The sequence below is a fragment of the Citrobacter sp. RHB35-C21 genome (assembly GCF_013816515.1).
In the GTDB taxonomy this organism is placed as follows: domain Bacteria; phylum Pseudomonadota; class Gammaproteobacteria; order Enterobacterales; family Enterobacteriaceae; genus Citrobacter; species Citrobacter braakii.
This window is the reverse complement of the sequence record NZ_CP057147.1, coordinates 1,304,616-1,326,017: the sequence shown is the minus strand read 5'-3', so window position 1 is coordinate 1,326,017 and position 21,402 is coordinate 1,304,616. Positions and strand designations below refer to the sequence as shown.

Sequence of the window (21,402 nt, the reverse complement as noted above, 5' to 3'; positions counted from 1 at the left end):
CATAAAATCGCCGACCGACCCGACAGCAAAAGGTTTTAAAGTGGTGAAAGGTCTATTATCATCGGCATATTACATATGAGCCGCGTACTGCTCGGGCCCGAAAAGGAATCAAATCACTATGCGCTGTAAAACGCTGACTGCTGCTGCAGCAGTACTACTGATGTTGACTGCAGGCTGTTCCACTCTGGAGCGAGTGGTTTACCGCCCTGACATCAACCAGGGAAATTATCTGACACCTACCGATGTCGCTAAAGTGCGCACGGGTATGACGCAACAGCAGGTTGCTTATGCTCTGGGTACACCAATGATGTCCGATCCTTTTGGCACTAACACCTGGTTTTATGTGTTCCGTCAGCAACCTGGACATGAAGGCGTAACCCAGCAAACGCTGACGCTGACCTTTAACAGCAGCGGCGTATTGACCAACATTGATAACAAACCCGCTTTGACCGATAACAAGTAGGTTTGAGAGATCAAAAAAAGGTGCTCAATGAGCACCTTTTTTATTGTTTGTTACTTTTTAGCGGATTTCTCTGCTCGCTGTCTGCGCAGCTCTTTTGGGTCAGCAATCAGTGGCCGGTAAATTTCCACCCGATCGCCGTCATGCAGAACATCAGCAAGCTTTACCGGACGGCTGTAGATACCCACTTTATTTTTACTGAGATCGATATCGGTACGTAATTCCAGCAGCCCGGAAGCGCGGATAGCCTCTTCCACCGTTGCTCCCTGCTGCAGCGTTACGCGCTGTAAATACTGTTTCTCGGGTAGCGCGTACGCCACTTCAACAACAATTTTAGCCGACGCTGACACTGTAAACCTCTTTCGCGCGAACCGTGAAGGCCTGCACCATATTTGAAGCCAGTTCTTTAAAAATACGGCCAAACGCCAGCTCGATTAACTTATTGGTGAACTCAAAATCGAGGTGAAATTCAATACGACACGCTTCATGACTCAGTGGCGTAAACTTCCAGCCGCCAATCAGTTTCTTGAACGGCCCATCGACCAGATGCATCAGAATGCTCTGATTACTGGTCAGTTGATTGCGCGTGGTGAACGTTTTGCTGATCCCTGCTTTCGAGACATCCACAGCAGCCGTCATTTGTCCCGGAGTCGACTCCAGTACGCGGCTACCGGTGCAACCCGGCAAAAACTGAGGATAGGACTTAACATCATTCACTAGCTGATACATCTGTTCCGCACTGTAGGGTACTAAAGCGGTCCGGCTAATCTGAGGCATAACAATTCCCATCAATATCAATCACACAAATAATACCATTTATCACCCGCTAAAAAAAACGCTATAGCCTAACTCGTGCTAAGATAGCGCCTTGCGCCCCGCTGGATGAAATGGGGTGTTTTTCGATTCCAGATTACCTATACTGAGCGGCATTATGACGAAGAAAAAAGCACACAAACCTGGCTCAGCCACAATCGCGCTAAACAAGCGCGCACGACACGAATACTTTATTGAAGAAGAGTTCGAAGCAGGACTCGCCCTGCAAGGTTGGGAAGTAAAATCCCTGCGCGCGGGTAAAGCCAACATCGGCGACAGCTATGTCATACTCAAAGACGGCGAAGCGTTCCTGTTTGGCGCCAACTTCACGCCAATGGCGGTGGCCTCAACACACGTGGTATGCGACCCAACCCGAACCCGTAAACTGTTGTTAAACCAGCGTGAACTCGACTCCCTGTATGGTCGTATGAATCGTGATGGTTATACCGTCGTTGCGCTTTCGTTGTACTGGAAGAATGCCTGGTGCAAAGTGAAAATTGGCGTTGCGAAAGGTAAGAAACAGCACGACAAGCGCTCTGATGTGAAAGAACGCGAATGGCAGTTAGATAAAGCGCGTATCATGAAAAATGCTGGCCGCTAAATGCTACTCCCCTGTGACCAGTCTCTCCTCCTGAGACTGGTTCTTATTTTTTAGTTATCGAAACCCACACAATACATTCACCGAATTTATAGTTTATTTATGCTGAATCGTTCAGATATGAAATAACCCCCCTGTCATTACCGTTGCGGTCTATAGTCCAATAATATAAAAGTTCAAGACCATAGCATTCATATTTCCATTTATTTAATAACACTATTATTACTGTTGTTTATTATATTGATGTTCATTTCAATAAAAACAAACATATTTAAATACAATTAGTTACCATAAAAACAATCGTTAAAAGCAAACTGGAAAGTATCCTTTTCAAATGACTAATTACTTTTTTAATATGGATAAGTTGCAGAATACTTTCTTTCTGACTATATCATCTAATACGAAAGAACTATTCAGCCGAAAGGGCCCGGACGTATTTAATCAATAAACTAACATCTATGTGACCTAATCTAATCAATGAAATTACATGTGTAAATTCATCTTTATGATGAACGGAGCCCCTGTCTGCTCATTTTCCCAGCGCGCTGTTGCGGATTAATACTCCCGGCATGCCATCAGGAGTGAACATATGCGTCTACTCGCCGTTGTATCAAAATTAACTGGCGTTTCCACAAATGTTGAAGCCGCTGAAATTACGCTCAGTTCACCTTCTATCGTGAAACTGTCTGTGTCGCGTGAGGAGGTGAGTCAACTCACGCGCGTTAATCAGGATCTGGTTGTCACACTCCGCTCAGGTGAAACCATCACCATTAAAAATTTCTACCTCGGAAAAGGCGAAGCGCAAAACCAACTTGTTCTGGAAGACAGTAATGGCGCACTGTGGTGGGTTCAGGATACTGACGGAGCATTCCATTTCCAGCACCTGGACGATCTCACACCGCTGATGACGGCCGAAGGCAGTCATGAAGGCGGCGCCGTCTGGCCGTGGGTTCTTGGCGGGATCGCTGTCGCTGGCGGGATTGGCCTCGCTGCGGGTGGTGGTGGTGGCGGCGGCGGTGGGAGTGATAATAACGCTGGAAACGGTAATGCCGGGAACGGCAATGGTAGCGGCGGCAATGGCAACGGCGGCAACGGCGAAGGTAACGGTAATGGTGACGGTGACGGTGACGGTGATGGCGGCACACCGCCAACGACAACTCCTAACAGGCCAGACGTCCCCGTTATCACCAGCATAATCGATAACCAGGACCTGATTACTGGCCCTGTCAATCAGCAGGAATCCACCAACGATAATACGCCGACACTCCAGGGCATCGGCCCCGCGAATGCCACATTACATATTTTTGATAACGGCGTCGAAATAGGCCAGGTCACAATCGATGCCAACGGCAACTGGTCGTTTACGCCATCCTCTCCTCTGGCAGACGGCACACACCAGTTTACCGTCAGCGCTTCAAACGGTGCTGGCAGCAGCGGCATGTCGGACAGTTGGGAAATTATTGTCGATTCGCTTGCCCCCGACGCCCCCGTGGTCACTCAGGAAACCGACAATGTCGGTTCCATTACCGGCTTTATCGCCAATAACGGCGTAACCGACGATGCTACGCCGACGCTCACTGGTACAGGCGAAGTAGGTAGTTTCATCAGCATTTCTGATAACGGCATTCTGATCGGCATGGTCTGGGTGGATGACAATGGGAACTGGACATTTACACCGGACATTCCGCTCAGCGATGGTGTTCACAATCTGACGCTGACGCAAACTGACGCCACAGGTAACGTGAGCGCGGAAACGCGCGTGCCGACATTCACCGTTGATACCACCCCGCCTGCAGCCGCAGTCATTTCCTCCGTTAATCCGGAAGGTACAACGGTAACCGGTAGCGCTGAGGCGGGAAGTCTGGTCATTATCATCGGCAGTAATAATCAGGTTTTGGGTTCAACAACGGTCGGTCAAACCGGCAATTTCGTCATCGCGATTTCGCCCTCACAGACGCACGGTGAAGCGCTGATCGCGAAAATTCAGGACCAGGCAGGCAACATCGGGCCAGATACCTCTTTCAATGCCACCAATTCTGGCTACCCGGGCGTGCCCGTTATCGTCAGCATAATGGATGATTTTGCACCCTCAACCGGACCATTGAGCAATAATCAGGCCACCAACGACCAAACGCCTACGCTCTCAGGTACCGCAGACGCCAACAGCACGGTGACTATTTACGACAACGGCACAATTATCGACAGCGTACTGGCTGACGGTAACGGTAACTGGACATGGACTTCCAGCTCCCCGTTATCAGATGAGCTACACGCCTTCACCGCCACCGCGACAAACCAGTCAGGTACAGGAGGTATGTCACCAGCGTTCAATATCAGCATCGACACACAACCACCGTCAGCGCCGGACGATCTGAACGTATCTGCCGATGGCACTGTTGTTACCGGGACGGCCGAGCCGGGCAATACCGTGGTTATCACCGGCAGTGGCGGAACTCAGATCGGCAGCGGCGTCGCCGGAACGGATGGCTCATTTACCATTATCATTAACCCGCCGCAGACCAATGGCGAAACCATTGAAGCCATCGCAACCGATCCGGCAGGAAACCCAAGCCTGCCAGAAACGGCGCTTGCACCAGACATTACCGCGCCACAGCCCCCAACAAACCTGCTAGTTAATGGCACTGGCGACCAGGTCACCGGCAAGGCCGAACCCAACAGTACGGTCAATATTCTGGATCCAGATGGCAATATCATTGGTACGGCAACTGCCGATACGGATGGGGATTTCACCGCAACGCTGGTTCCGCCGCAAACCAACGGCGAGACCCTTACGGCAAATGCGACCGACACCGCAGGTAACAAGGGCGACAACGCTTCTGTCACCGCACCGGACACCACGGCACCTGATGCGCCAACCGGCGTCACCGTCGCCGGAGACGGCGGTTCTGTAAGCGGACATGCTGAAGCGGGAAGCACCGTCACCGTTAAAGACAGCAACGGTAACCCGATTGGCATAGGCCAGGCTGACAGCGGCGGCAATTTCACCGTGTCTATAGCGCCGTCGCAAAAGAACGGCGAAACGGTAAAAGTCACCGCAACGGACAGCAGCAATAACGAGAGTCAGCCTACCTCCGCGTTGGCTCCGGATATCACTGCACCAAACCAGCCAGTTATTATTGCCGTTACTGATGATGTTGACGATTTCACTGGCCCCATCAATAACAATGGGTTAACCAACGACGATAAACCGAAAATTGAAGGCATCGCCGAAGCAGGTTCGCGGGTCAAAATTTATGATAATGGCACCCTGCTTGCGACCGTTAACGCTGATAACAACGGTAACTGGAACTATACGCCCACCGCAGCACTAGGCCAGGGCGCGCACGTATTTACGGTGACGGCAACAGACGCTGCCAACAACACCAGCAGCGCCGCCAGTTGGAAAATTATTGTCGATAGCATCGCCCCAACCGTTCCAGTAATAACGTTGGTTAACGATGATGTTGGCAGCATTACGGGCAACGTTGCAAATAACGGTTGGGTCACCAACGATAACACGCCAACCCTCTCGGGTACCGGTGAACCAGGTTCACTGGTGAGCCTGTACGATGGCAGTCTGTTGATGACGGTTATTCTTGTCGACAGTTCAGGCACCTGGAGCTATACCGTTCCGGGAAATCAGGTGCTCAGCGATCGCACTCATCAGTTTACGGTATCGGCAACCGATGCCGCCGGTAATGTCATCACCTCACCCACAGTGGTCAGCGTTACCGTAGATACTCAACCGCCAGGCGATCCTGTCATTTTGGCTGCCACCGACGACGTTGGGAATGCGCCGTTCGATCTGCTTTCCGGAAGCCGTTCAAACGATACCTTACCAGAGCTGAAAGGAACCGGAATAGCCGGTTCTACAATCACCCTCTATGAGGGTTCCACGCCAATTGGCAGCACAACGGTTTTACCCGCCGGCACCTGGAGTATTCAACTCAGCCAACCGCTCAGTGAAGGCGCACACAATTTATCCGCTATCGCCACGGACGCTGCAGGCAACGCCAGCAATGCAGGGAACTTTACGCTGACGATTGATACCACCCCACCAGTTGCCCCGGTTATCAGCTCTGCAGAAGGTCTGATTGGGACAAATCTACAAACGCTGAGTAACGGCAGCAGTACCAAGAGCTCGAATCCCGAACTCTCCGGAACCGGCGAGCCCGGCGCGAAGATTACGATTTATGATAATGGCGGTTCTATTGGCACCGTCACCGTACAGCCAGACGGCACCTGGACATTTACCCCAACCTCACTCGCCGACGGGCCGCATAAATTCACCGCCACGGCGACTGACGTTGCAGGCAACACGGGGATCCCGTCGGCAAGCTTTACTCTGACAGTAGACAATACGCCTCCCGCACAACCAGCCGCGCCAATCATTACCGACGATGTGGCTCCGGTAACGGGTGTGGTCACTAATGGCAACACCAATGACACCACGCCAACTTTTAGCGGCACGGGGAACGTCGGGGATCTGATTACCCTCTATCTTGCTGGTACTCCCCCATTGCAGGGAACAGCAACAGTAGGTGCAGACGGTACCTGGAGCTTCACTCCGTCAGCACCGGTTGCTCCTGGTAGTTATCAGGTAACTCTCACCGCAACCGATCCAGCAGGCAACGTCAGCCTGCCATCTAACGCCATAACACTGAACATCGACACGACGCCGTCTGCACCTCCGGTGATTATCGCCGCCAACGATAATGTCGGTGACGCCACGGGCGACCTTGCGCCAGATGCCGTGACTGATGACACCACGCCAACCATTCGCGGTACTGGCACAGACGGGGATACCATCACCCTGTATAACGGGGGGACGGTGATCGGTACTACAACGGTGGCTGGCGGAACCTGGAGTATTACGCCAGGGACTGCGCTGGCGAATGGAAGCTACACGTTAAGCGCCACCGCAACCGATCCGGCAGGTAACATCAGCGACAATTCAAACAGCATTTCGTTTACGGTTAACAACACGAAGCTGACGTTGCCGCAGGTAACGGATATTCAGGATAACGTTGGAATCTTTACCGGTTCGCTAACCAGTGGCAGCGTCACGGACGATACCTCCCCGACCATTAGCGGGACCGGCACACCGGGCAGTACGGTGTTAATTTTCGATGGCAATAATCCCGTCGCAATTGCTACGGCTACGGTTGCTGCTAACGGCACCTGGAGTGTGGATGTTCCCCTCACGCCGAACGTCACTCACACACTGACGTTCGGCGCAGTGGATGCTGCAGGTAACTCACTGGCTGCAGATAACCCGCTGACGTTGATTGTCGATACCCTGCCGCCTGCAACGCCTACGGTTACCAGCGTAGATCCTAACGGGACGCTGGTAAGCGGTACGGCCGATGCCGGCAGCACCGTGATTATTCGCAGCGGTAACACCATTCTCGGCCAGGGGGTGGCAGACGGTTCTGGTAACTTCTCTGTCACCATTTCGCCAGCGCAAACAACCGGTCAGGCGCTCAACGCCATCGCTCAGGATACCGCCGGAAATCAAAGCGATCCGACAACGTTTAACGCCGCTACCTCCAGCGTTCCGCATCCACCGACTCTTGAGATCGTTGATGACATCGCGCCCATCATGGGGGTGATTGGCAACGGTAAAACCACCAACGACACCTTACCGCTGCTGCAAGGGACGGCCACTGCTGGGGCATCGGTGACTATCTATCAAAATGGCGCATTCATCGCCACGGTAACCGCCGATGCCGTGTCTGGCGCATGGAGTTATCAGCTACCCACTGCGCTGACTAACGGCATTACCTATAACTTCACGGTTTCACAAACGGTGGACGGTACCCCAAGTGGTCTGTCGCCCAACTACGCAATCACCATCGACACCACGCCCCCGCAGGTGCCAACTATCACCAGCATTATTGACGATATTGCCCCCGGCACCGGATCGTTGGATAAAGGGCAAATTACCAACGATTCACGCCCGACGTTTAACGGAACCGGCGAAGCGGGGGCAACCATCACCCTTTACGATAATGGCATCGCTTATGCCACTACCACGGTAAACAGCAACGGATTCTGGAGTTTTACCCCGACCGCTCCGCTGGGAGAAGGCGACCATATCTTTACCGCTCGCGCAACAGATGCCGCAGGCAACCAGGGAGATCCATCCGGTGATTTCCAGATCATTGTCGATACCCTGGTGCCGAATGCCCCCTCTATTGTGACAGTCACAGACAACGTTGGTACAACCCAAATCCTAACCTCCGGGCAGTTGACCAACGATAATACCCCAACGCTTGCTGGCGTTACCGAGGCGGATTCGCTTGTTACCATCCGCGATAACGGGGCGGTCATCGGCACAACCATCAGCGATGAAAACGGCAACTGGAGCTTTACGCCTGCGCCTGCTCTCGGTGAAGGCAGCCACTCGCTGACTGCCACCGTCACAGATGCCGCGGGCAATATCAGCCCGGCAACGCCGCCGTTTGTGGTTGTCGTCGACACGCTGCCGCCAGCGGCACCGACCATTACCTCCGTAATTGACGATCAGCCCGGCAATACAACACTGGCTAACGGACAACTGACAAACGATGCGCAGCCTACGCTGAACGGCAAAGGCGAGATCGGCACCATCATCACGATCCTTGATAACGGCGTCGCCATCGGTACAGCGCAGGTGGACGAGTCAGGCAACTGGCGCTTCACACCGGATGCACCGCTGGGACAGGGACAACATATATTCACCACCGTTGCCACCGATCAGGCAGGTAACTCCGGCGGAGTATCATCATCGTTTACTATTGAGCTGGACTCAGTTGCCCCGTCAATCCCAGTCATCAGCTCAGTTCAGGACAGCACCGCACCGACAACAGGCCCGATAACCAACGGGCAGACCACGAATGAATCCCGTCCGGCCCTGAGCGGCACCGGTGAAATTGGCGCGACCATTACCGTCCTGAGCGATGGTCAGCCCATCGGCACCACCACCGTTGGGGCTAACGGCACCTGGAGCTTAACCCCAACGGATGCACTCAGTAACGGCCCGCATACGCTGACCGCCACCGCCACCGACAGCGCCGGTAATACCAGCCAGCCATCCAATAGCTTCACGCTTATCGTGGATACCGTGTTGCCTGGTACGCCAGCGATTACTCAGGTTGCAGATGATGTCGGCCCGCTGATCGGTAATCTGAACAACGGTCAGGCCACGAACGATCCACTCCCGACGCTTAGCGGCACGGCTGAAGCCAATTCCACGGTAAGAGTTTACGATAACGGATCGTTTATCGGCTTTACCTCAGCGGATGGCACGGGCGCCTGGAGCTTCACGCCAGGAACCGAGCTTGGCAACGGTAACCACGCGCTGACAGTGACAGCCACCGACGCTGCCGGAAACGTCAGCCTCACGTCCGCTGGATTTAACATCGTTGTTGATACCGTCGCCCCGCTTGCGCCAACGATTATCCAGGCTTTTGATGACGTGCTACCGGGAACCGGAACGCTGTCGAGCGGGGCCTTTACCAACGACACCCGTCCCGTACTCAACGGCTCGGCGGAAGCCGGTGCCCGGGTAGCCATCTACGATAATGGCACACTGCTGGCAACGGTAACTGCGGCGATAGACGGCACCTGGGAATATCTGCCTGCCGCGCTGGGTAACGGTCAGCATGTGTTTACCGCTATCGCCACCGATGCCGCCGGAAACGTAAGTCCTACCTCCGGCGGGTTTATTATTAATGTCGACACCATTGCGCCATCCGCCCCGCTGCTGGTCTCAGTGGTGGATGATATCGCAGGCGGCGTGTTCAATGCGGCGCTCAACAACGGACAACTGACCAACGATGCGCGCCCGACGCTGAACGGTACCGCCGAGGCAGGCAGCACCGTCAGCATCTATGATGGAAGCACCCTGCTGGGTACGGCGCTGGTGCAAAGTAATAACAGTTGGTCGTTTACCCCAACTACGCCGCTGACGAATGGATCGCACACCTTCACCGTCACCGCGACTGATGCGGCGGGCAACACCAGCAGTGCGACGGCAGGCTTTAGCGTGGTGGTCGATACCACGGCGCCGACGCAGCCTTCAATCAGCAGCATTATTGACGACGTCGGGCCAAACACCGGGGCGATTGGCGCTAATCAGCCAACCAACGACGCACGCCCAACATTAAACGGCACCACAGAAGCCAACGCGCGGGTCGATATTTACGATAACGGCAGCTTTGTCATCAGCGTGACGGCGGACGGCAGCGGTAACTGGAGTTACACTCCAACCACCGCGCTGGCACAAGGTACTCACTCCTTTACCATCACCGCAACGGACAGTGCGGGTAATACCAGTGGCATATCGTCTGCGGCAGCGATCGTGGTCGATACCGTCGCCCCGGGCATTCCTACAGGGCTGGCGGTAAACGCCAACGGTACCACGCTCACCGGCGTTGCCGAGCCAAACAGCACGGTCATTATTACCTCCAGCGGTGGAACGGTGCTCGGCACGGCAACCGCCAACGCCTCCGGTAATTTCACCTTCACGCTGAACCCACCGCAAATCAGTGGGCAAACGCTGCAGGTCAGCGCCCAGGATGCCGCAGGCAACATCGGCACGGCGGGTAACGTTCTGGCACCGTTTACTGGCGTACCGCCTGCGCCGGTTATTGCCAGCGTACTTGATGACGTCGGTACGATCACGGGGCCCGTCGCGGCGGGCAAAACCACCAATGATACGCTGCCAACGCTCAACGGAACGGCGCAGGCTAACGCCATCGTCAGCCTGTACAACAACGGCGTGCTAATGGGCACCACGACCGCAGACGGTAACGGGATCTGGAGCTTTACCCCATCCGGGGCGCTCAGCGAAGGTAACCACGCGTTTACCGCCACTGCAACAAACGCCAACGGCGCAAGCGGGTTGTCCAGCTCGTTCAGCGTGATTGTGGACACCACGCCACCGACCGCGCCAACGATACTGATCAGCGCCGATGGCGGCACCGTCAGCGGCGTCGCCGAAGCGGGAAGCACGGTCACTATCTCCCTGCCCGGCGGCACCAGCGTGACGGCAATCGCCAACAGCAGCGGTGTCTACAGCGTCAACCTGCCGGTTCGCCAGATTGAAGGTCAGTCGCTGTCCGCCACAGCGACCGATGCGGCGGGCAATACCTCATCGCCGACAAGCGCTATCGCACCGGTATTACCGCTGCTGGCTGAAGACAATGTCACCAGTCTGCCGCTGCAAACCGATGTCATCGTCAGCACCGATCATCAAAGCGATTATGGTTTCCTGCTGGTTAATGCGTTGGGGAATGTCGCCAACGTGCTGGGGAACGATACGGCAAGCGTTAATTTCAGCATCGCTTCTGGCGGCAGCGGGTCCATTACGATCAATGCCGCCGCGACCGGCGTGGTGCTGTCGCTGTTAAACACGCTGGAGATCGTCATCCAACGCTTTGACACCTCGCTGAATGCCTGGGTAACGGTGGTGGATACCGGTAAATCAGACTTTGCCAGCTTGCTCACCCTGGGCGCCTCGGGCGTAACGCTCAATTACGGCGGGCTGACTGGCGGTGATTACCGCGTGGTCAGTTACAACACCAACCTGCTGGCGACCGGGGCATACACCAGCCTTGATGTCTCGGTGGTAAAAGCCAGCGCAGGGACCATCATCGGCGGTACCACGGAATCCGGGAACATCATCACGGATACCGATCCCGCCAACGGGCAGGATAATGCGCCTTCCGGCACGTTGGTCACCTCCATCACCGACGGTAACGGCAACGTCGTGAATATCCCGGCGGGCGGCATTGATGTGCAGGGGAAATACGGCATCCTGCATATCAATCAGAACGGTAGCTACACCTATACCCTGACCAATACGTCAATCTCGGTGTATGGGCGCTCCGAAAGCTTCACCTACACGCTGACGCATGGCAGCGATCACTCCTCGGCAAAACTGGTGGTAACGCTCGGTCAGGCTCCAACCACCAGCACGGTAACCGCGGCAGACGATGCAGCAGTGCTGACTTACGGAACGCAGGTCATCGCGGTTGACCACTTGCCATCACAACAAACCGGCTTCACGCTCGCCAGCGTCGGACTCGGCAATGTGCTGGACGTCAGTCTGGTCAACGGTCTGACTAACCCGATTAAGTTCAACGTTGACGATGGCGCAACCCGCACGCTGACCGTACAGGCGAATGTTCTCGGCGTGACGCTTGGCGGCTTCGATCTCTATGTTTATCGCTTCAACGAGTCAATTCAGCAGTATGAGCAGTACCGGGTACAGCCAAACTGGGTCACTGCCCTACTGGGCGGAAGTTCGTCAGCGTATACCATTACGCTACCGGGTGGCGATTATCTGTTCCTGCTTAACGCTTCCGGCGGCCTGACGCTGCTGACCAGCTATACCCTGAATATTCAGGCCGATCACACCTACGCCGTCGACAGCATGAGTGCGACAACCAATGGCAATCTGCTGGTCAACGACTCGGCTCCGGCCAATACCGTTATCACCGAAGTAAACGGTATTGTCGTTAACGGGACGGGCACTACCACTATTAATGGGCAGTACGGCACGCTGACTATCGATGCGAAGGGGAACTACACCTACACGCTAAGAAGCGGACTGGGTGCAGACGGTATCAACACCCCGGACAGCTTCGTGTATAAGGTCAGAGCACCAAACGGCGATACCGGCAGCGCCTCGCTGAATATCAAACCAACGCCGCAGCCGTTGGACGCCGTAAATGACATCAGTAGCACGATGGCAGTCACCACGCAGGCGGACACCTCCAGATTGTTTGCTGACAACAGCGTCGGGAACGCCAGTTGGAACGCCCAACTCCTTTCTCCCACCTCACAAAATGGCACTGGCGTCATTGAGGTCGCGACGGGAACGGCGGTGCAAAACGCCATACTGCATTTTAACGTTGCTTCAGGTCTGACGCTGGGCGGACTGACCGTCACCTGGGCGCTGTATGACAGCAACAACGTCAAGGTTGCCAGTAACTCATTCAACGGTGGATTGCTTATTGGCGGCAATATCGATATTGCCCTGGGGATCATGTTGCACCCCGGTAACTATCGACTCGACTACACCGGCAGCGTCGGGGCTTTAGGGCTGGGGAATATCACCATCACCCCTAGCGTGAAAGGCACGATAATCGACCTGCAGAACGTCGAAACGTCCGCGGCAAACAGCGTCGCCGGCAACATTTATGATGGGGACCATATTGCCAGCGTGCATACCTTGCTGACGGTGAACGGCACGGGTGGTAGCACCGCCACGCTGGATCCGCTGAGCAGCACGACCAGCGCCATCATTAATGGACTGTACGGCAAACTGACCATTGGCATTGATGGTCATTACACCTACGCCCTCAACAGCGATGTCTCACTTTCCACCATCCTCACCAAAGAGACATTTACTTACACCCTAAACGATCAGAATGGGCATACCGATACCGCTACGTTGACCATCAACATGAATCCGCAGGTTGTAAGCACCGTGGATGCCGATCGTTTTACCGGCAGTGTCTACGGCGATACGCTGATTTATCACCTGCTCAACGCCAACGACGCTACCGGTGGTAACGTTGGCAATGTTGGCGTTGGACCTACCGATACCTGGACCAACTTCTCGCTGGCCCAGGGTGACAAAATCGATATCGGCGACCTGCTGGTGGGCTGGAACGGGCAGAACGCTACGCTCGGCAACTACCTCACCGTGACCACCAACGGTAACAACACGGTGATTGCCATCGACCGCGACGGTACCGGCAACACCTGGCACTCAATCAATCTCATAACGCTGGAGAACGTACACACCACGCTCGATGAGCTGGTGCAACAAAATCACATTGTGCCCTGAAGCTAACGCATAACGTTAAAGCGCCATAACTACAGCCCCGGATGCCATGACGTCCGGGGCAATAACAGTCGTCGCTGCTGTATTTTGTAAGGGATAAACTATGAGAAATGTCGCGCCTGTTGCCTTACTGCTGGCATTAACGCTCTGTACCCTGCGGGTGAATGCCGAAGATGAACCGCAAATTATTACGCCGGAAGGCCTGGCCACCAGCCAGATGCTGCCCTCGCTGGACGGCGCGGTTGCAGATCTGCCGCTGAGCGCCGCCGCCCCCGGCAGCCTGACGCTCAACGACGCAGTGAGCCGCGCCGTGAGCTGGCATCCTTCTATTCGTGAATCCATCGGCAAACTGCTCTCACAAAATGAGCAGATCGACGTGGCGAAATCAAAATATTACCCGCAGGTTTCTGCCGGGATGAACAACGGTTACAGCAATACTTACACCGATCACGGCTTTAGCCCGGCCCTGGTTATTTCAGTGTCGCAAATGCTGTACGACTTCGGCAAAGTGGCAAGCCAGGTCCGCGCTGAAACCGCCGGATCCGCACAACAGCAGGCGAATGTGTTACTCAGTATTGATACCATCGCCCACGCAACCGCCAACGCGATAGTCCAGGTGCAGACGTGGCAGCAAATGGTGGACGCCGCCGAAGAGCAGCTCAGCGCCTTGAACGGTATTGGTCGGCTGACCCGTCAACGCAATGATGAAGGGGCAACCTCGCTATCCGACGTGGTGCTAACCGATGCGCGTATCGAGTCTGCACGTTCTCAGTTGGCGCAGTATCAGGCCAATCTCGACAGCAGCAAGGCAACGCTGATGAGCTTCCTCGGCTGGAACTCGCTTAACGGCATCAGCAACGAATTTCCGGTCAAACTGGACAGCAGTTGTGATGTGGTCAAACCGGACGATAAGCTGGTTCCTGCGGTGCTGGCGGCATGGGCGCAGGCGAATGTGGCCCAGGCAAATCTCGATTACGCCAACGCGCAGATGACGCCCACTATCTCCCTGGAGCCGTCGGTTCAGCACTATCTCAACGACAAATACCCCAGCCATGAGGTGCTCGACAAAACCCAGTACTCAACGTGGGTAAAAGTCGAGATGCCGCTGTATCAGGGGGGCGGACTCACCGCCAGACGCAACGCCGCCAGTCACGCGGTAGAGTCTGCACAGTACTCCATCCAGCGTACCCGACTTGAAGTACGGCAGAAATTACTGGAATCCCGCAGCCAGGCGATGAGCCTCGCCACTGCCCTGCAGATCCTGCGTCGCCAGCAACGGCTGAGTGAACAAACGCGCGAGCTTTATCAACAGCAGTATCTGGACCTCGGGTCACGCCCACTGCTCGACGTGCTTAACGCCGAGCAGGAGGTATATCAGGCCCGTTTTGCTGAACTCCAGACTCAAAACCAGCTGCGCCAGCTCCAGTTGAACTGCCTCTATAACACCGGCTCGCTTCGCCAGGCGTTCGCCTTAAATAACCGCAGTATTCAATCGGTGGAGATAAAGCTATGAGCGACGTCGATACACATGCGGAAGATGCGATTGGCGAACACGCCCTGAGCCAGTGGGCGCAGGCGATGACGCATATTGCCAGCCACTATCGCGTTGCCTGTTCGCCCGGTGCAATCCAGGCCAACGCCCCGTGGTTTGCGGGAAAAAGCCGAGCTATGGCCCTGTCGCAGCTGGCGCGTCAGGCGGGGCTGTCATTTCATGCGCTGGATACCGCCACGCAGGCGTTCGGCCAGTGGCGTCTGCCGGTGGTGGCGGAACTGCGCGACGGCCAACTGATGGTGATAGAACATTTCAACGGTGAAGATACGTTGGATGTTTTTATCATCGCCGAAGAGGGCCAGCGTAACCGACTCACAGTTGCAGAACTTCTGCCGGAGATCGTGAGCATTACCGCGCTGCGCCCGCTGTCGGCGCTGAAGGACAGTCGGGTAGACCGCTATATTTCGCGCTTCAAGCCCGACTGGATGCGCGAACTGGTGTTACAGGACATCCGCCCTTACCTGCCGGTCATGATTGCCGCCTTTCTGATTAACGTCCTGTCGCTTGCCGGGATTATCTTTTCGATGCAGGTCTATGATCGGGTGATCCCCGCCCAGTCTTATCCAACGCTGTATGTTCTCTCCACCGGCGTTCTGGTGGCGGTGCTGTTTGGCTTTTTGTTGCGCGAAGCGCGTACCCACATAATGGACCTGCTCGGCAAACGCGCTGATATGCGCATTTCCGATCGCGTGTTCAGCCACGCATTGCGGCTGCGCAACAGTGCCGTCCCCCGCTCGACGGGGAGCTTTATTTCTCAACTGCGCGAGCTGGAACAGGTTCGCGAGATGATCACCTCCTCGACCCTGTCGACGATTGTCGATATGCCGTTTTTCTTTTTGTTTATCGTGGTGCTGGCCTTTATCGCCCCGCCGCTGGCGTGGATAGCCCCCGTCGCGGCCCTGCTGATGATCCTGCCCGGTTTGCTGTTACAGAAGAAACTGGCGGTACTCGCCAACCAGGCAGCGCATGAATCCACCCTGCGCAACGCGGTGCTGGTCGAGAGCGTTCAGGGGCTGGAAGATATCAAGCTGATGCAGGCGGAAAACCGCTTTTTACAACAGTGGAACAGCTACATCCGTATTACCGGAGAGTCCGGACTGCGCACGCGCAAGCTGACTCAAGGGCTGATTGGCTGGGGCATGTCGGTACAAAGCCTGGTCTACGCCGCCATCATTATGTTCGGCGCACCGATGGTCATTGAAGGCACAATGACCACCGGGGCCGTGGTGGCCGCGTCGATGCTCGGTTCCAGAATGATTGCCCCGATGGCGAACCTGTGCGGCGTGCTGGCCCGCTGGCAGCAGGTCAAGGCGGCGAAGATGGGGTTAGACAGCATCATGCAGCTTCCCACCGAAACGCAGTACGATGAAGACCGTGTGCATCAGGAGATTTTTCACGGCCATTATCTGTTTGAAAACGCGCACTTTCGCTACCACAGCGACGATCAACGCGTTCCGCTGCGCATCTCACGTCTGGAGGTCATGCCCGGCGAACGGGTGGCGATCCTCGGGCGTAACGGCGCCGGGAAATCAACGCTGCTACAGGCCATGGCGGGCGGCGTGGAGATTATCCAGGGCGATGTCCGACTCGATAACCTGAGCCTGGCGCAGATCGATATGGCCGATTTACGCCGCAATATCGGTTTTCTCAGTCAGAATGCGCGGCTGTTTTTCGGCACCCTGCGCGAGAACCTGACCCTCGGCGCACCGCATGCCAGCGACGCGCAGATCTTCGAAGCACTGGAGGTCAGCGGCGCGGCGGCTTTCGTTAAACAACTCGCCAAAGGGCTGGCGCACCCCATTATGGAGGGCGGCAACGGCCTGTCCGGTGGACAACGGCAGTCGATCCTGCTGGCAAGAATGCTGCTGCGATCGCCCAATATCGTGCTGCTCGACGAACCCAGCGCCTCGCTGGATGAACATACCGAACGAGAGTTTATTCAGCGCCTGAACCAGTGGCTGGGCAACCGAACATTGATTGTCGCCACCCATCGCGTGCCGGTTCTGGAGCTGGTCGAGCGCGTAGTGGTGTTAAAAGAAGGGCAACTGGTCATGGATGCCCCGAAAGCTCAGGCGCTGAATGCGAGCCGGGCACCAGCCCCTACTCACGGTCGGGAGTGGAAAAATGAAAACCAATCCGCATGACGCTGCCATGGACGACCTCGATATCCGCCGCGAGCACCGTTTCTCCGGGGCCAGCCGCATTATTCTGCTCAGCACGCTGCTGTTTGCCGTCCTGGGTATCTGGGCGTATTTCGGCAAGCTGGATGAAGTCTCGACCGGCAGCGGGAAGGTAATCCCCAGCTCGCGCGAGCAGGTTTTGCAGTCGCTGGATGGCGGCATTCTCGCCGAGCTCACGGTACGCGAAGGAGATAAAGTACAGGCTAATCAGATTGTCGCGCGCCTCGACCCCACTCGCTCTGAGTCCAACGTTGGGGAGAGCGCCGCCCGCTATCGCGCCTCACTGGCTTCCAGCGCAAGGCTCAATGCCGAAGTTAACGATCTGCCGCTCGTGTTTCCCGCTTCACTACGCGCCTGGCCGGATCTCATCGCCTCCGAAACGCGCTTGTATAAAAGTCGCCGCGCGCAGCTCGCTGATTCTATGGCAGAACTGCAGGATGCGCTGGTCTCGGTAAATAAAGAGCTGGCCATAACCCAACGGCTGGAAAAAAGTGGTGCCGCCAGCCACGTTGAAGTGCTGCGCCTGCAACGACAAAAAAGCGATTTGGGATTAAAAATCACCGATCTGCGCTCACAATACTTCGTGCAGGCGCGGGAAGCGCTGTCAAAAGCCAATGCCGAAGTGGATATGCTGGCGGCTATTTTGAAAGGACGCGAGGATTCCGTCACCCGCCTGACCGTGCGTGCGCCGATGCGCGGTATTGTGAAAAACATCCAGGTCACTACCATTGGCGGCGTTATCCCGCCCAATGGCGAGATGATGGAGATTGTACCGCTGGACGATCATCTGCTGATTGAAACTCGCCTGTCTCCGCGCGATATCGCGTTCATCCACCCCGGCCAACGGGCGCTGGTGAAGATAACCGCTTATGACTACGCGATTTACGGCGGTCTGGAAGGCGTAGTCGAAACTATTTCCCCGGATACTATTCAGGACAAAGTGAAACCGGAAATATTCTACTACCGCGTGTTTATCCGCACCCATCAGGACTTCTTACAGAACAAACTGGGACGTCATTTCTCCATCGTACCGGGAATGATTGCCACAGTGGATATAAAAACAGGTGAAAAAACCATCGTCGACTATTTAATCAAACCGTTTAATCGCGCAAAAGAAGCGCTGCGCGAGCGGTAAATCCTTGAGGATTAGGGGTTGCGGGGGCTGGTCACGCGTGTCACAAGTCTGTTATACTTGCTCTAACACATTGGGGCTGATTCTGGATTCGACGGGATTCGCGAAACCCAAGGTGCATGCCGAGGGGCGGTTGGCCTCGTAAAAAGCCGCAAAAAAATAGTCGCAAACGACGAAAACTACGCTTTAGCAGCTTAATAACCTGCTCTGAGCCCTCTCTCCCTAGCTTCCGCTCTTAAGACGGGGATCAAAGAGAGGTCAAACCCAAAAGAGATCGCGTGGAGGCCCTGCCTGGGGTTGAAGCGTTAAATCTAATCAGGCTAGTCTGGTAGTGGCGTGTCTGTCCGCAGGTGCCAGGCGAATGTAAAGACTGACTAAGCATGTAGTACCGAGGATGTAGGAATTTCGGACGCGGGTTCAACTCCCGCCAGCTCCACCAAAATTCTCCATCGGTGATTACCAGAGTCATCCGATGAAGTCCTAAGAGCCCGCACGGCGCAAGCCATGCGGGCTTTTTTGTGCCTTGAATTTGTCCCGCGAAGTCCGAAGAGAACTAATTAAATCCGAACCTTTTAGGCCCATTGATAGGCCCAACGAAAAGCTCTATTGTTTTCGTTGGGCCTAAACGCATGGAGACTTACACATACTTAATATATCCATGCTTAATAACGACAACCACTTATTATTTAACCTAACACTGAATGCGGCTTTTTGACCCACCACAAAATTACCGTATTGATCGCTCACAGCTGCACAAAATGGATAAATACCGTCATCAGCACTTACAGTTTTTTCCTAAAGCCAGCGCTTCGTTCGTGTGCCATGCTTAATCACGCTAATAACTTATAACGCTAAGCGAGGATATTATGAAAAAGACAATTATCGCATTATCTGCAATTCTGCTGGCTTCTCCCGTTATTGCCGCGACGACACACGCAACTGATAATGATGTAGCCGCCGCACACGAAAATGCCAATACCGCAAAAGAAAAACTGCATCAGGCGCAGAATCAGGGCGAAGAGCAACAGTTAAAAGCAAAACATGCTGCTGAAGGTAAACAAGATGACCTGAGCAGTAAAGTGAGTGAAGGCTCACAAAAAGCCTGGAATACAACCAAAGAAGGTACTGAAAAAGGTTGGAATGCAACAAAAGAAGGTACCGAGAAAGGCTGGAATAAGACCAAAGAAGGTGCTGCCTCCGTTGAGAAAAAAGTCAGCGAGTAATCTTCCAGCCATTCAATAATAAAAAGCCGCTTTCGCGGTTTTTTATTATTAGCAATCCTTATAATAAACGTAGAAACGCATTAAAGGGTATTGGTTTACTGAACAGATACCCCTGACCAAAGCTAACGTTAATCCGTCGCAGCCTCTCCATCTGTTCTTCACTTTCTATTCCTTCCGCCACCAGTGGGATCCTGGCCAGTTCAGACAGGTGAACAATATTGCTGATGATAGTATCACTCACGCCGCCTTTACCCAGTGAGTCGATAAACATCTTATCAACTTTCAAGAACCGCGGCGAAATACGTTGCAGCGCAGCATAGTTAGAATATCCGGTCCCAAAGTCATCCAAGGCTAGCGCAGCGCCTGCCTCTTTCAAGCGCCTCAGAACACTTTCACGGATCAGATTCTGCTGCCGTTCGGTGATTTCCAGCATTACGCCAATATGAAACAAGTTCATCCGCTGAATAAAAGCGATAGTGGCATCGGTAAATTCATTATCCTCCAGTGAAAGTGGAGGTACGTTAATACCGATATGAAATGGTATATCACACTGAGCCCTAAGGCACCGCATATCAACCTCTACCTGCGTCAACAATTTCAGCGTCAGCGCATTGATCAAGCCGCTATGTTCAGCCGTGTGGATAAATTCGTTAGGGGGAATAATTCCCTGCTCAGGGTGATTCCAGCGAACAAGCACTTCAGCCCCGACGATTTTTCCGCAAGCGAGTTCAACGACGGGCTGATAAAACGGAATAAATTCATCATTATTAATCGCACGCTGCAGTATTTTTATCGGTGATATCCGCTGTGCCCGGCGTAAGTGGAAATATAACAGCAAAGACAGAACCACAAATAAAATAAGAAGATAATGATTATCCCGCACATAATCCGCAATGCCATCCTGTGAATCCGTCACAATCCAGAAAGGATAGTTTTGCGAGGCCATCTGCACGAAAGGATGTTTTTCTGGATACAATAAAAAATGCACATCAATTTTTTCTTTACGGGCAAAATCCATGAGAATTTTATCGATCGCCGCTTTATATACTGCAACAGCCACCACCTGCCCCTGAAACGGAAAATAGATTATATACATCTCCGTGTTCAGCCGATAAATCTGTTCAATCATCAGTGAATGTGTGGTCGTTCCATTGGAAATAATCCCCGGCGATTCTCGACCTTCAAGAGAAGAGCAGTTCCACTCACCGTTCCTGATGATACTGACTGAACGAATCTTCTCGCCAGACGCCGTAAGAAGACGCAATTTTCGTAGCAGATCGTCAGTGCAATTCTCTTGTATATGTGCGCTGGCTAACACAGCCAGTGTATTTACGTCGTCAAATATCGTATCGATTTCTTCGACCAGACTATTTATCGCGTGTTCTCTGACAAGTTGTCCCTCTCTATCCCATTGCTGCCATGAAGTCAGCACACCGGCCAGAAGAAAAAGCAACACCAGCATGATGGGTGTGATTTTCTTGGTTACAGACATGATTAACTCGTGTTGTTGAACAGAACGCCCCGAAGGACGCTTTTTGAGATTATTTCAGGAGGAAATGGCCAGACTGACATGCGCCAGTCTGGCTGAACTTGCCCGGTAGAATC

10 protein-coding genes and 1 other RNA gene are annotated in these 21,402 nt (G+C 54.2%); 8 read left to right on the top strand and 3 right to left on the bottom strand.

What is annotated here, in order from left to right; all coding sequences use genetic code 11:
* Positions 1-118: 118 nt before the first annotated feature.
* Positions 119-463, top strand: coding sequence for an outer membrane protein assembly factor BamE (gene bamE, locus HVZ39_RS06350; protein ID WP_003826401.1), 345 nt, complete (start codon positions 119-121; stop codon positions 461-463).
* Between the two features lie 50 nt (positions 464-513).
* Here the strand turns inward: bamE and HVZ39_RS06345 are convergent, their stop codons facing one another.
* Together HVZ39_RS06345 and ratA are read right to left on the bottom strand one after the other, a co-directional pair.
* Entirely contained in the window at positions 514-810 is a 297-nt protein-coding gene (locus HVZ39_RS06345; protein WP_003839823.1) for an RnfH family protein, read from the bottom strand.
* Positions 794-1,237 carry a type II toxin-antitoxin system toxin RatA gene (gene ratA, locus HVZ39_RS06340; RefSeq protein ID WP_003031213.1) on the bottom strand — a complete coding sequence of 148 codons (444 nt, stop codon included), beginning with the start codon at positions 1,235-1,237 and terminating at the stop codon, positions 794-796. The genes HVZ39_RS06345 and ratA overlap by 17 nt, the downstream gene beginning before the upstream one ends.
* Positions 1,238-1,391: 154 nt before the next feature.
* Between ratA and smpB the strand changes: the two genes are divergently transcribed.
* The 7 genes from smpB to HVZ39_RS06305 all read left to right on the top strand — a co-directional run bounded on the left by smpB (position 1,392) and on the right by HVZ39_RS06305 (position 19,797).
* Complete coding sequence (smpB, locus tag HVZ39_RS06335) at positions 1,392-1,874, top strand: SsrA-binding protein SmpB (protein ID WP_003031211.1); 483 nt, start codon at positions 1,392-1,394, stop codon at positions 1,872-1,874.
* Between the two features lie 586 nt (positions 1,875-2,460).
* Positions 2,461-13,713 carry a BapA/Bap/LapF family large adhesin gene (locus HVZ39_RS06330; RefSeq protein ID WP_181633355.1) on the top strand — a complete coding sequence of 3,751 codons (11,253 nt, stop codon included), beginning with the start codon at positions 2,461-2,463 and terminating at the stop codon, positions 13,711-13,713.
* A gap of 100 nt (positions 13,714-13,813) precedes the next feature.
* Positions 13,814-15,223, top strand: a complete 1,410-nt coding sequence (locus HVZ39_RS06325) for a TolC family outer membrane protein (protein ID WP_181633354.1) — start codon at positions 13,814-13,816, stop codon at positions 15,221-15,223.
* Positions 15,220-17,406 carry a type I secretion system permease/ATPase gene (locus HVZ39_RS06320; RefSeq protein WP_181633353.1) on the top strand — a complete coding sequence of 729 codons (2,187 nt, stop codon included), beginning with the start codon at positions 15,220-15,222 and terminating at the stop codon, positions 17,404-17,406. The genes HVZ39_RS06325 and HVZ39_RS06320 overlap by 4 nt, the downstream gene beginning before the upstream one ends.
* Positions 17,407-17,413: 7 nt before the next feature.
* Positions 17,414-18,577 carry an HlyD family efflux transporter periplasmic adaptor subunit gene (locus HVZ39_RS06315; RefSeq protein ID WP_085951071.1) on the top strand — a complete coding sequence of 388 codons (1,164 nt, stop codon included), beginning with the start codon at positions 17,414-17,416 and terminating at the stop codon, positions 18,575-18,577.
* A 72-nt stretch (positions 18,578-18,649) separates the two neighbouring features.
* Positions 18,650-19,013: a transfer-messenger RNA gene (gene ssrA, locus HVZ39_RS06310) on the top strand.
* 427 nt (positions 19,014-19,440) lie between these two features.
* The gene (locus HVZ39_RS06305; protein ID WP_016157245.1) at positions 19,441-19,797 is read left to right on the top strand and encodes a hypothetical protein; all 357 of its coding nucleotides are present in this window, start codon (positions 19,441-19,443) and stop codon (positions 19,795-19,797) included.
* Between the two features lie 58 nt (positions 19,798-19,855).
* Here HVZ39_RS06305 and HVZ39_RS06300 read toward each other — a convergent pair whose 3' ends face one another.
* The gene (locus HVZ39_RS06300) at positions 19,856-21,289 is read right to left on the bottom strand and encodes an EAL domain-containing protein (protein WP_181633352.1); all 1,434 of its coding nucleotides are present in this window, start codon (positions 21,287-21,289) and stop codon (positions 19,856-19,858) included.
* Between the last annotated feature and the right edge of the window lie 113 nt (positions 21,290-21,402).

Excerpts from the sequence above, each read along its gene's own strand:
- bamE (WP_003826401.1), top strand. The coding sequence starts at position 119 with ATGCGCTGTAAAACGCTGACTGCTGCTGCAGCAGTACTACTGATGTTG.
- ratA (WP_003031213.1), bottom strand. The coding sequence starts at position 1,237 with ATGCCTCAGATTAGCCGGACCGCTTTAGTACCCTACAGTGCGGAACAG.
- smpB (WP_003031211.1), top strand. The coding sequence starts at position 1,392 with ATGACGAAGAAAAAAGCACACAAACCTGGCTCAGCCACAATCGCGCTA.
- HVZ39_RS06330 (WP_181633355.1), top strand. The coding sequence starts at position 2,461 with ATGCGTCTACTCGCCGTTGTATCAAAATTAACTGGCGTTTCCACAAAT.
- HVZ39_RS06325 (WP_181633354.1), top strand. The coding sequence starts at position 13,814 with ATGAGAAATGTCGCGCCTGTTGCCTTACTGCTGGCATTAACGCTCTGT.
- HVZ39_RS06320 (WP_181633353.1), top strand. The coding sequence starts at position 15,220 with ATGAGCGACGTCGATACACATGCGGAAGATGCGATTGGCGAACACGCC.
- HVZ39_RS06315 (WP_085951071.1), top strand. The coding sequence starts at position 17,414 with ATGGACGACCTCGATATCCGCCGCGAGCACCGTTTCTCCGGGGCCAGC.
- HVZ39_RS06305 (WP_016157245.1), top strand. The coding sequence starts at position 19,441 with ATGAAAAAGACAATTATCGCATTATCTGCAATTCTGCTGGCTTCTCCC.
- HVZ39_RS06300 (WP_181633352.1), bottom strand. The coding sequence starts at position 21,289 with ATGTCTGTAACCAAGAAAATCACACCCATCATGCTGGTGTTGCTTTTT.